Source organism: Streptomyces sp. NPDC055506, assembly GCF_053643595.1.
This window is the reverse complement of the sequence record NZ_JBSHKH010000100.1, coordinates 19,431-31,213: the sequence shown is the minus strand read 5'-3', so window position 1 is coordinate 31,213 and position 11,783 is coordinate 19,431. Positions and strand designations below refer to the sequence as shown.

Genomic DNA, 11,783 nt, shown 5'->3' with positions numbered 1-11,783 from the left:
CACGTTGTCCGTGCCGCAGCTAACGCATTAAGTGCCCCGCCTGGGGAGTACGGCCTCGGAGATGGCCTTGGTGGCGTTCTCCACGGAGGCCTTGACCGGCTGGGCGGCACCCGTGTCGAGGTCGACGGTCTTCATGCCGTCCTTGGCGTACGACAGCTCGAAGTAGCTGATGGCGCCGTTGGTCTGCTTCACCTGCTGGGCGAGACCGGAGGAGCCGGAGGCCGACTGGCCGCCCTTGGCCTGCCAGGTCTTGCCGCCGTCGTAGGGCCAGTCCTTCTTGGCGGTGGCCATCAGGTACTTGGTGAAGTTGTCCGTCGTGCCGGAGTCGTCCGAGCGGTGGAACGCCTGGATCTTGAGGTCCGGAAGCTTCGCGTCGGGGTTCAGCTTCTTGATCGCCGGGTCGTTCCAGTTGGTGATCTCGTTGTTGAAGATCTTCGCCAGGGTCGAGGCGTCCAGGACGAGGTTGTCAACGCCGTTGACGTTGTAACCGACCGCGATCGGGCCGCCCACCATCGGAAGGTTGATGCCCTGGCCGCCGGAGCAGACCTTCTTGGAGGCCGCGACCTCGTCGGGCTTCAGCGCCGAGTCGGAGCCGGCGAAGGCGACGCGGCCCTGGGTGAACGCGGTGACGCCGGCGCCGGAGCCGCCGCCCTTGTAGTTGATCTGCACGCCCTGGCAGGCGACGGCGAACTGCTTGACCCAGGCGTCGATCGCGTTCTTCTGCGCGGAGGAGCCGTCGGCCAGCAGCTGGCCCTTGGCGTCGTCGCACTTGATGCTGCCGGGCTTGGCGGCCGCGGACGAGCCGCCGCTGCCGGTGCCCGTGTCGTCGGAGCCGCACGCCGTGAGGGCCAGGGCGCCGGAGACGGCGAGAGCACCGAGAGCGAGGGCCCGCCGGTTCATGCGCTGAAGCTTCACTTGAATTCCTTCCAGAGGCCGCCGTCCTGAATCGGCGGCGTGCGGAGAGTCCGGGTGACGCGCGACGCTGACACGCGGCTGGCGCGGTTCGCGTCGGGTAGGGCTGAAATTAGGCAGATCAGGTGAAGCCGCCTATGGCCATAAATGAACGAGGGGTGAACCCCTGCCGAAGGTGTGGTTAGGTCACGGAACGCTTACGGGGAGGGCACGTGCGGGTTCCGCTTCACGCACCGGCCAAGGACAACAGCAGCGCGTCGACGTAGGGACGGTCGTGGGGCTGCGTGAGACGGGCCCGGGCGGCGGCGGGTGTCAGCCACAGGACCCGGTCCACCTCGTCCGTCGGGGAAAACTCGCAGGATATCGCCTCGGCCGCCCAGTAGCGGACCTGCTTGGGGCGGCCGTTCGCGACGTAGTGCTGGGTGGGCAGCTCGGTGCCCGGCACAGCCCGGCACCCCGTCTCCTCCGCCACCTCGCGCAGGGCACCGGCGAGTGCCTCCTCGTCGCGCTTGAGTTTCCCCTTCGGCCATGACCAGTCGTCGTATTTCGGCCGGTGGACCAGGCAGACCTCCAGCTCGCCCGTGACGGGGGAGCGGCGCCACAGAACGCAGCCGGCCGCCTGGACCGTGGTGTCGTCGGGGGAGCTCACGTGACCGCCTCCTCGTGGCGTGGCCGGTCATGACGTGCTGACGGATTCCTTCTGCCAGCACTGCTGGAACGCGAAACGGGCCGCCTCGACCTCGTGGCGCTGGTCGGCGTGGAGCACGCCGAGGGCGTACGCCGTCGCGGGGGCGATGCGGGGGGTCCGGGCCGCCTGGGCCGCCGCTGCCGCCGCCTCCGAGGCGTCGCGGTGGCGGTTCAGGGCCTGGCCGGCGGAGAGCAGGCGCAGGTCGACGACACCGTTGCCGTTGGGCTCGCCGCGCAGGGCCTCACGGGCGTAGCGGTGCAGGCGCAGCAGCAGGCGGACCTGGTGCCACGGGGCGTCCTGCGGGTGCGGGACCGTGTCCGGGGACAGACCGTGGATGAGGGCCGCGGCGTTGTACGGGTTGCCCGCGGTGACGAGGGGAAGGGCGGCCACGGCGTCCGTGAGGCGGCCCTCCGCCGCTGTGGCGAGGGGGCGCAGGTCGGTGGTGCCGGCGGTCTTGGTCAGGGGGACCTCGCTGGCCAGGACCGCGACCTTGTCCGCGATGGCGTGGAAGCGGCTGCTTCCCAGGGCCTGGAGGGCCGTGGAGTGGGCCCGGGTGCGGGCGAGGTTGAGCTGGCGGTCGAGCAGGGCGCCCGCTTTCGCCGCGCCCACGGTGAGGTTGCCGCGCTCCGGCGCCGAGGCCGGGTGGGCCGCGGCACCGGCCTTGGCGGGTGCCGCCGCGCCTGCAGTCTGGGCCGGGAACGCCGTGGAGCCCGACAGGCGGTGCAGCGCGTTCAGCAGGCGCTCCAGACGGGCGGTGTACGCGTGTTCCATGGCCAGGGTTCCCGAGACCCAGGCCAGTTCCGGACGCATGCCCTCGCACCAGTCCGTGTCCAGGAGGGACTGGAACGTGTGCAGGCTGGAGCTGATACGGCGGGCCGAGCGGCGCAGTGCCCGCGCCGCGTCGGCGGACCCCTCCGAGCCGCCCGCGCCCGACCCCGTCTCACGGTGCAGACGCAGCGCCCGGAGGAACTCCGTGGCCTGGGCCCGCAGATAGCCCGCGAGGGCGTCCCCGGTGGGGGCGGGGGTGGCGTGCCTGTACCTGGGATCCGTCGGGTCAAGGTGTCGCTGTGCCACGCCGGCGCCTCCGCGCGTCTATGAGCATCTCCTGGATGTTGCGCAGAGGCTGGCCGTCCGCGTCGGTCGCATGCCGGGTCCAGTCGCCGTCCGGGCCGAGGTGCCAGGAGGCGGTGCCGTCGGACATGCCGGTCTCCAACAGCCGGTTCAGCGCTGCCCGGTGGGCCGGGTCGGTGACCCTGACCAGGGCCTCTATACGGCGGTCGAGGTTGCGGTGCATCATGTCGGCGCTGCCGATCCACACCTCGGGCTCGCCGCCGTTGCCGAAGCCGAACACCCGGGAGTGCTCCAGGAAGCGGCCGAGGATCGAGCGGACCCGGATGTTCTCCGACAGGCCCGCCACGCCCGGGCGCAGCGCGCAGATGCCGCGCACCCACACGTCCACCGGAACGCCAGCCTGGGCCGCGCGGTAGCAGGCGTCGATGACGGCCTCGTCGACCATCGAGTTGACCTTGATACGGACGTGCGCGGGGCGTCCCGCGCGGTGGTGCTGTATCTCCTTGGTGATCCGCGCGATCAGGCCGTCGCGCAGCGACTTGGGGGCGACCAGGAGACGGCGGTAGGTCTCGCGGCGGGAGTAGCCGGAGAGACGGTTGAAGAGGTCCGAGAGGTCCGCGCCGACCTGGGGGTCGGCCGTGAGCAGACCGAGGTCCTCGTAGAGCCGGGCCGTCTTCGGGTGGTAGTTGCCGGTGCCGACGTGGCTGTAGCGGCGGAGCGTGTCGCCCTCCTGGCGGACCACCAGCGACAGCTTGCAGTGGGTCTTCAGGCCGACCAGGCCGTAGACCACGTGGCAGCCGGACTCCTCCAGCTTGCGCGCCCACTTGATGTTGGCGTGCTCGTCGAAGCGGGCCTTGATCTCGACGAGGACCAGGACCTGCTTGCCGGACTCGGCGGCCTCGATGAGGGCGTCGACTATGGGGGAGTCGCCCGACGTCCGGTACAGGGTCTGCTTGATCGCGAGGACGTCCGGGTCGCCGGCCGCCTGCTCCAGGAAGGCCTGCACGGAGGTGGAGAACGAGTCGTACGGGTGGTGCAGCAGGACGTCCCGCTCCCGGAGCGCGGCGAAGATGTCCGGCGCGGACGCCGACTCGACCTCGGCGAGGTCGCGGTGCGTGCCGGCGACGAACTTCCGGTACTTCAGCTCCGGCCGGTCCAGGGAGGCGATCCTGAACAGGCCCGTGAGGTCCAGCGGACCCGGCAGCGGGTAGACCTCGGCCTCGCTGATCTTCAGCTCGCGCACCAGCAGGTCCAGGACCTCGCGGTCGATGGACTCCTCGACCTCCAGGCGCACCGGCGGCCCGAAGCGGCGCCGCATGAGCTCCTTCTCCAGGGCCTGGAGCAGGTTCTCCGCGTCGTCCTCCTCGACCTCCAGGTCCTCGTTCCTGGTCAGGCGGAAGGCGTGGTGCTCCAGGACCTCCATCCCCGGGAACAGCTCCTCCAGGTGGGCGGCGATGACGTCCTCGATGGGGACGTAGCGGCCCGGGGAGCTCTCCAGGAAGCGGGACAGCAGCGGCGGCACCTTCACACGGGCGAAGTGCTTGTGGCCCGTGACCGGGTTCCGTACGACGACGGCCAGGTTCAGGGACAGCCCGGAGATGTACGGGAAGGGGTGCGCCGGGTCGACCGCCAGCGGGGTCAGCACGGGGAAGATCTGGTGCCGGAACAGGGTGAACAGGCGGGCCTGCTCCTTCTCCTGCAGTTCGTTCCAGCGGACCAGGTGGATGCCCTCCTCCGCGAGGGCGGGGGCGACGTCCTCGTGGTAGCAGGCGGCGTGCCGGGCCATGAGCTCGCGGGAACGGGCCCAGATCATCTCCAGCACCTCGCGGGGCTGGAGGCCGGAGGCGGAGCGGGTGGCCACGCCGGTGGCGATACGGCGCTTCAGACCGGCCACCCGGACCATGAAGAACTCGTCCAGGTTGCTGGCGAAGATCGCGAGGAAGTTGGCCCGCTCCAGCAGGGGCGTGTTCGGGTCCTCGGCGAGTTCGAGGACCCGCTCGTTGAACGCGAGCCAGCTGCGTTCCCGGTCGAGGAACCGGCCCTGCGGCAGCGCGGGGGCGCCGTCGGCCTGCGACTCCTCGTACGCGTCGAGATCGGCGTCGATATCGGGTTCGAGGTCGGAGACGGCCGCCGCGATGGTGTGCGGGCGGTGGGCCGCGATGGAGCCCACGGAGGGCTGCGCGTGCTGGACCTGTGCCTGGGTGTTCGGCTGGCTCATGGACCCATTCTTCCGCGCCGCGAGCATCACGGGCGCGTCGGACAGCGCGGGAGGGAGCGGGGGCGTCACATGAGTGTTCCCGTTCCCCTCAGGCCCCTCTCGGGGTGGCGAAGGCTCTGGCACGGCGGGATTCATTGGCCGAGCGTCGCAAGCTCGTCTGAATCGATGGTTACGGAGACATGACGTGCGGGATAGCGGGGGGCGGCTCGCGGGGGTCCGGGGTTTGCCCACAGGCTGTGGACGGTCCCTGGTGTCCCGGGGTGCCCGGAGTGTCTCCCGCGTACGGAAGGGGCCAGATGGGGGACGGCCGGGCTGGGGCCGAGTCCGAGGTCGGGCCGGGGACGGGATGGGGACTGGGGCCACCGTAGCCCCGCCGGTGCGCGAGGGGCGAGTGCGGCGGGAGCGAGTGCGGCGGGGGGCCGGAAAAGCCGTGCGTGCTTTCGTGAACCGATCGCGCGGGCCGGTCCGATGAGGAGATGTGAGCGAAACGAGAAGCGACGGGGAGCTGCTGCGGGCCATCGCCGCGGATGCCGACCGGCGTGCCTTCGAGGAGCTGTACCGGCGGTACGCGCCGTGGCTCCGGGCCCGGTTGCGGGGGCGGTGCGCCGATCAAGGGGTCGTCGACGACGTCGTACAGGAGACGTTCCTCGCGGTGTGGCGGGGCAAGGCCCGCTACCGGGAGGAGGGCCACTCCGCGGACGTGGCCGGGTGGCTGTGGCGCATCGGGTCGCGGCGGCTGGTGGACGCGCTGCGCGGTGACGGGGCACGGGGGCGGTTGCGCCAGGCCCTGGCGCGGCTGCGGCACCGGGACGAGGCGTCGGCGGAGGAACGCGTGCTCGCGGGGGTGGAGCACGGGGACCTCGCCGGGGCCCTCGTCCGGCTGTCGCCGGAGCTGCGGGCGGTGCTGCAGGCGACCGTCATCGACGGGCTCACGACCCGGGAGGCGGCCGTACTGCTCGGAATTCCGCCGGGGACGGTCAAGACGCGGGCGATGCGGGCCCGCAAGCAGTTGCGGGAGGCGTTGGCATGAGTTGGCACGTGCCGGAAGAGGACCTGCGCGCCTATGCGCGGGGGGAGTTGGCGGCGCCGGCCCTGTGGTCCGCCGATGCGCACCTGGCGGCCTGTGCCCGGTGCCGGGAGGTACTGGGCGAGGTCAGTGACCCGGTCGCCCTCGACGCCGGGTGGGAGCGGCTCGACGCCGAGCTGGACGCGCCCCGGACGGGGCTGCTGGAGTCGCTGCTCGTACGGCTCGGGGTGCCCGGGCACACCGCGCGGCTGCTGGCGGCGGCGCCCGTGCTGCGGCGGTCCTGGCTGGGAGCCGTCGTCGCCGTGCTGATGCTGAGTGTGCTGGCGGGGCACCTCGTGGGAGGCGGGGAGTCCCCCACGCTCTTCCTCGCACTCGCGCCGCTGCTGCCGCTGGCCGGGGTGGCATTGGCGTACGGGCCCGCGCTGGATCCGACGTACGAGATGGCCGTCGTCGCGCCGATGCACGGGTTCCGGCTGCTGATGATCCGGACGGTGGCCGTGCTGGGCGTGGTGCTGGGCCTGAACGGGCTGGCAACCCTCGCCCTGCCCGCGTACGGCCTGCGTGCGCTGGCCTGGCTGCTGCCCGCCCTGGCGCTCACCGCGACGGGGCTCGCGCTGACGCCCCGGCTGGGGCCGGTGCTCGCGCCGTCGCTGGTCGGCGGGGCCTGGGTCGGGCTGCTGTTGCTGGCCGATGTGCTGCGCGCGGGCGCGCAGACGCCCCTGGCGCCGTTCACCGTGGCCGGGCAGGGCGTCTCCGCGATGGTCGCCGCGCTCGCCGCCGGGCTGCTCTTTCTGCTCCGTGACCGATTCGACCTCTTCCAGGGACGTGCCGCATGACCCCGACCGTGTCCGCCTCCGGGCTCAGCCTCCGCTACGGGGGCACCCGTGCCCTCGACGACGTGTCGCTGCGGCTGACCTCCGGCGTCACCGGGCTCCTCGGGCCCAACGGCGCGGGCAAGACCACGCTGCTGCGGGTCCTCGCCACGGCCCTGCCCGCCGACCAGGGCGCCTTCACCGTGCTCGGGCATGACCCGGGCACCACGCGGGGCCGGCAGGAGGTGCGGCGCCGGCTGGGCTATCTGCCGCAGACCCCGGGGTTCCACCCGGACTTCACGGCCTTCGAGTTCGTCGACTACGTGGCGATCCTGAAGGAGATGACCGACCGGTCCGCCCGGCACCGGGAGGTGCGGCGGGTCCTCGACGAGGTGGGACTCGCCGACGTACGCGGGAAGCGGATCCGGAAGCTGTCCGGCGGGATGCGGCAGCGGGTCGCCCTCGGGGCCGCCCTGGTCGGCGACCCCGGGTTCCTGGTCCTCGACGAGCCCACCGTCGGGCTCGACCCCGAACAGCGCATGCGGTTCCGGGAGCTGATCGCGGGTGCCGGGGAGGGGCGCACGGTGCTGCTCTCCACCCACCAGACGGAGGACGTGGCGATGCTCTGCCACCGTGTGCTGGTCATGGCCGGGGGCAGGGTGCGGTTCGAGGGCACTCCGGCCGAGCTGACCGCCCGGGCGGCAGGGCGGGTGTGGAGCAGCGCGCAGCGGGACCCGGGCGCGAAGGCGGGATGGCGCACCGGGACCGGGACCTTCCGGAACGTGGGGGATCCGCCGGACGGAGCCGAACTCCTCGAACCCACCCTGGAGGACGGCTATCTGCTCACCCTCGACGGTGACGCCGTGGAGGTGGCGGCATGACCGCGGTGATCGAGAAGCCGGTCGCGTCCGACGAGCGGGCCGAGGACGGTCGCCCGTGGGCCGCGGTGATCGCCCTGGCCGGGTTCGAGACGCGCCGGCTGCTGACGATGCTGCCGATGATCATCGCCTTCCTGGTGTACATCGGCTGGACCGTATGGCGCACGGGGAAGGACTGGGGCGGCTATCCCGCGCTCCAGGACGCCGACCGTGCCACCCAGAGCGCGCCGATGCTCGTCGGGCTCACCGTGCTGCTGTGCGTCAATCGCGCCGCGCTGCGCTCCCGGCGGCACGGGACGGAGCCGTACTTCGCGGCGCTGGTCATGCCGCTGTGGCGGCGTACGGTCGCCCATGCGCTGTCGGCCCTGGCCGCGGCCCTGCTCACCGCCGTGTGCGTGGCCGCGCAGTTCGGCCGCGAGGCGCTCCGGCCCGGCGCGATCGGGCACGGTTCGGTGAGCGAACTGCTCGTCGGCCCGCTGACCGTGCTGCTGGCCGGTCTCGTCGGACTCCTCATGGCAGGGCTCGTGCGGTCGCCTCTGGCCGCGCCCCTGGCGGTCGTGTTCTCCCTGTTCCTGTTCCTCTTCTTCTGGGGCACGAGCGACGACGGGAGCCGCTGGCTGCTGCCGGTCGTCGCCGAGGCCAGCAGCAACACCCTGCCGTCCGACCTGCTGGGCAGGTCCGCCGGCTGGCACGCCCTGTATCTGGCCGGGCTGGCGCTGTGCGCGGGACTGACCGCGGTGCTGGTCGCCGGTGGCCGCAAGCCGGTCCTTCTGACCGGGATCGCCGGGGCGCTGGCCATGGCGCTGGTGGGCGGGGTGGCCCAGACGGGCGGCGAATCCCCCGAGCTGGTCCGGGCCCGGGAACGGGCCTCGGCCTCCCCCGAGCAGGTGCAGTCCTGCGTCCGGCGGGACGGGTCGACGTACTGCGCGTTCCCCGAGTGGGGGCCGCGGGTCGGGGACTGGGCCGGGGTGGTGGACCGGGTGCGGTCCCTGGCCGGGGGCGGCGCGCAGGACCAGAAGGTCGTCGTCCGGCAGCGGATCGAGGCCCGTTACGGCCTCTCCAGCGACAGTGCGCTGGAGCCGCTGGAGCGTCCGTACGAGGTGACGGTGGGCACCCAGTGGGGCGGCAACCGCGTCCCCGAGTTCTCGGCCGCCGTCGCCGGAGTGCTGGTCGCGGGCGATGAGAAGGCCTCGACCTCGATCTGCGACGGCCGCATCGTCACCGTGATGTGGCTGGCCCTGGGCTGGGAGTCCGACCCGATGGCCGCGCTGCGCCGCGTCCGCCTCGACGACAGCGTCACCGGCTCGGCCCTCGTGCTCCAGCCGACGGACGGGCTGTCCATGACCGAGGCCCAGACGGAGGTGCTGCGCGAGCTGCTGACGCGGCCCCGGGGCGAAGTCACCGCCAGGGTGAAGTCCCACTGGGCCGAACTGACCGCGCCGAAGCTGACGGCGGCCCGGGCGGCGGAGCTGCTGGGCGTCAAGGCCCCCGAGGGAGACGACAAGTGCGACTGAGCGGAGAGTTGGTCGTCGCCGTCTGCCGGACCCTGCCGTTGGGCCTGGTGGGCGTGGCCGGTGCGGCGGGGCTGCTGATGGCCGCGCTGACCAGGACCACCGGCGAGGCGGGGGGCTGGCTCGCGCTGCCTCTGCTCCGGGCGGCGATCCTGGCCTTCGCGATGGGCCTGGTGTTCCTGCTGGACGACCCGGCCCGGCACACCACGTGCACGGTGCCGACCCCGCGCCCGGTCCGCACCGGACTGCGGGCGGCACTCGTCCTCCCGGTCGTGGCGGCCTGGTGGACGGTGGCGCTGCTGCTGGTGCCTGAGGACATACGGCCGCCGGTCGCCGACATCACGCTGGAGGCCGGGTCGGCCTTCGCTCTGGCGGTGACCGCCGCGGTGATCGCGGTGCGCCGCAGCGACCTCGCACGGCCCGGGGCGCGCCTCGCGGGCGGCCTGCTGACCTCGGTGGTGCTGGTTCTGCTGTTCTGGCCCGAGCGGTGGGCGCTGTTGGTGCCGGTGCAGGACGAGCGGTGGGCGGCGGCGCATGACCGGTGGGTGGTGGTGTTGGCCGGGGCCGTGCTGGTGGGGGTGCTGGGGGCGGGGGAGCCGCTGCGGCGGTGGTCCTGGCGCGGGGGCCCGGGCCGCAGGTCGTACTCCTAGAGTGCCGCCGTGGACCTCAAAGCCGTACGAGCCTTCGTGGCGATCGCCGACTCCGGGCAGTTCCAGAAGGCCGCCGTCGATCTGGCCCTCACCCAGCAGGCCGTATCCAAGCGGATCGCCGCGCTGGAGAAGGACCTCGGGGTGCGGCTGCTCGTGCGCACGCCCCGGGGAGCGGAGCTCACCATCGACGGGCAGGCGCTCCTGCCGCACGCCCGGGCCCTGCTCCAGGCCGAGGAGCGGGCGGTGGCCGCGGTGAGCCCCGGGGACCGTGCGCTGCGGGTGGACGTCGTGGGGCGCCGGGTCGCCACGGCCGGACTGGTACGGGACTTCCACCTGGCGCATCCGGAGATCGCCCTGGACGTCGTCACGCTGTTCGGCGCGGACACGGCGCTGACCGCCGTGCGGGACGGGGCCGTCGACGCCACGTTCCGTGCCGTCACCATGCCCGGACGCCGGCTCCCCGACGGCGTCGAAGCCGTCCCGGTCCTCGACGAGCCGCTGCGGCTGTGCGTCGGGCCCGACCACGAGTTCGCCCGGGCCGCCTCGGTGACACCCGCCCAACTGGCCGGTCACCGGATCTGGATGCCCGGCAACGAGCCCGGCACGGAGTGGGCCGCGTACTACGACGAACTCGCCGCGACCTTCGGCCCGACCATCGACACCATCGGCCCCAACTTCGGCATCGAGGCCCTCCTCGACACCATCGCGGGCTCCCCGACCCTGGCGACGTTCCTCAGCGAACGCACCCCGCTCGTCTGGCCGACCGGCCACGACCTGCGCCTCGTCCCCGTGCGCGACCCGATGCCGGTCTACCCGCACTCCCTCCTGTGGCGCACGGACAACCCGCATCCCGGCCTCGCCGCCCTCCGCGACCACCTGCTGGCGACCCGCCCACGCCCGACCGAGGGGGAGACCTGGCGTCCGTCGTGGGCGCAACGGGCTTGAGCCCGAGCCCGGCTCAGGTCTCCGTCCGGTACATCAGATCCACCTCGTGCGTCTCGAACCCCAGCCGCTCGTACACCGTCACCGCCGCCTTGTTGTCGGCGTCGACGTAGAGCATCGCCGTCGGCAGGCCCTGCCTCGCCAGATGCCGCAGGCCGATCGTGGTCAGGGACTTGCCGAGGCCGCCGCCCTGGGCGCCGGGGCCGACACCGAGGACGTAGACCTCGCCGAGGCCCTCCTCGGCGTGGACCTTGGTCCAGTGGAAGCCGACGAGTTCGTCGCCGCGGAAGGCCAGGAAGAAACCGGCGGGGTCGAACCACGGCTCGGACTTGCGGTCGTCGAGGTCCCGCTGGGTGAGGGAGCCCTGCTCGGGGTGGTGGGCGAAGGCGGCGGCGTTCACGGCGAGCCAGGCCGCGTCGTCCTGGCCGGGCACGAAGGCACGGACGGTCACGCCCTCGGGGAGCCTCGGATAGGGCGCGTCGAAGTCGCTCAACGGGCGGCGCATCTGACGCAGTTCACGGAACAGCGTCAGGCCCAGGACCTGCGCGAGATGCCGGGCGGCGGAGTGGCCGCCGTGCGCCCACACCCGCAGCCGCTTGCCCGACGCGGCCAGCAGGGCGGACCCCAGCGCCCGCCCGTGCCCGTGCCCGCGATGCCCGGGGTGGACGACCAGCTCGGCGGCCGGGGGCTCCACCGGGTCGGTGTCCTCCAACTGGGCATAGCCGACGAGTTCCCCGTCGACGGTGAGCAGCAGATGGGCCACGCCCTCCCGCTCGCCGCCGCGCAACTGCAACCGGCCCTGCTCGGACACCGCCTGCTGCCCGTCGGTCCGGGCGGCCTCGGCGAGCAGTCCGAGCACGGCCTCGGTCTGCTCGGGGGAGAGCGCGGCAAGGGTCTCGATCGAGCGGGGGCGTCCGGGCCTTACGGTGTCGTCGCTGGTCATGCGTACGAGGGTACGGCGCCCCACCGGTAAATCGGCGGCAAAGAAGCAACCCAGATGTAACCACGAAACACCTGTCGCGCTACGCGCGTTGACTCTAGGCTGCGCCGGACGACTTCACCGTCCGAACACGA

The 11,783-nt window shown here is 72.7% G+C and carries 10 protein-coding genes and 1 pseudogene; 6 read left to right on the top strand and 5 right to left on the bottom strand.

Features of this window, described 5'->3' with window-relative positions:
* Positions 1–51: 51 nt before the first annotated feature.
* The 4 genes and pseudogenes from ACWIF2_RS29730 to ACWIF2_RS29715 all read right to left on the bottom strand — a co-directional run.
* Positions 52–915: pseudogene (locus tag ACWIF2_RS29730) on the bottom strand (phosphate ABC transporter substrate-binding protein PstS); the annotation flags it as partial.
* 223 nt (positions 916–1,138) lie between these two features.
* Positions 1,139–1,561: an NUDIX hydrolase gene (locus ACWIF2_RS29725; RefSeq protein ID WP_454363854.1), complete on the bottom strand. Its 423-nt coding sequence runs from the start codon at positions 1,559–1,561 to the stop codon at positions 1,139–1,141.
* A 27-nt stretch (positions 1,562–1,588) separates the two neighbouring features.
* Entirely contained in the window at positions 1,589–2,674 is a 1,086-nt protein-coding gene (locus ACWIF2_RS29720; protein WP_454363852.1) for a CHAD domain-containing protein, read from the bottom strand.
* The gene (locus ACWIF2_RS29715) at positions 2,655–5,024 is read right to left on the bottom strand and encodes an RNA degradosome polyphosphate kinase (RefSeq protein WP_454363850.1); all 2,370 of its coding nucleotides are present in this window, start codon (positions 5,022–5,024) and stop codon (positions 2,655–2,657) included. Before ACWIF2_RS29715 ends, ACWIF2_RS29720 begins: the two co-directional genes overlap by 20 nt.
* A 343-nt stretch (positions 5,025–5,367) precedes the next feature.
* On the opposite strand from ACWIF2_RS29715, the gene ACWIF2_RS29710 reads away from it, so the two are divergent.
* From ACWIF2_RS29710 to ACWIF2_RS29685, 6 genes are read left to right on the top strand one after another with little or no spacing between them, the layout of a single operon-like run.
* The gene (locus tag ACWIF2_RS29710; protein WP_399028173.1) at positions 5,368–5,919 is read left to right on the top strand and encodes an RNA polymerase sigma factor; all 552 of its coding nucleotides are present in this window, start codon (positions 5,368–5,370) and stop codon (positions 5,917–5,919) included.
* Entirely contained in the window at positions 5,916–6,752 is an 837-nt protein-coding gene (locus ACWIF2_RS29705) for a zf-HC2 domain-containing protein (RefSeq protein ID WP_454363848.1), read from the top strand. The genes ACWIF2_RS29710 and ACWIF2_RS29705 overlap by 4 nt, the downstream gene beginning before the upstream one ends.
* Positions 6,749–7,609, top strand: coding sequence for an ABC transporter ATP-binding protein (locus tag ACWIF2_RS29700; protein WP_454363846.1), 861 nt, complete (start codon positions 6,749–6,751; stop codon positions 7,607–7,609). Before ACWIF2_RS29705 ends, ACWIF2_RS29700 begins: the two co-directional genes overlap by 4 nt.
* Entirely contained in the window at positions 7,606–9,120 is a 1,515-nt protein-coding gene (locus tag ACWIF2_RS29695) for an ABC transporter permease (protein WP_454363844.1), read from the top strand. The genes ACWIF2_RS29700 and ACWIF2_RS29695 overlap by 4 nt, the downstream gene beginning before the upstream one ends.
* Positions 9,111–9,767 (top strand): ABC transporter, encoded by a 657-nt coding sequence (locus ACWIF2_RS29690; RefSeq protein WP_454363843.1) that lies wholly within the window; start codon positions 9,111–9,113, stop codon positions 9,765–9,767. The genes ACWIF2_RS29695 and ACWIF2_RS29690 overlap by 10 nt, the downstream gene beginning before the upstream one ends.
* Positions 9,768–9,776: 9 nt before the next feature.
* Positions 9,777–10,712, top strand: a complete 936-nt coding sequence (locus ACWIF2_RS29685) for a LysR family transcriptional regulator (RefSeq protein WP_454363841.1) — start codon at positions 9,777–9,779, stop codon at positions 10,710–10,712.
* Positions 10,713–10,725: 13 nt separating this feature from the next.
* Here ACWIF2_RS29685 and mshD read toward each other — a convergent pair whose 3' ends face one another.
* Complete coding sequence (gene mshD, locus ACWIF2_RS29680; RefSeq protein WP_454363840.1) at positions 10,726–11,652, bottom strand: mycothiol synthase; 927 nt, start codon at positions 11,650–11,652, stop codon at positions 10,726–10,728.
* Between the last annotated feature and the right edge of the window lie 131 nt (positions 11,653–11,783).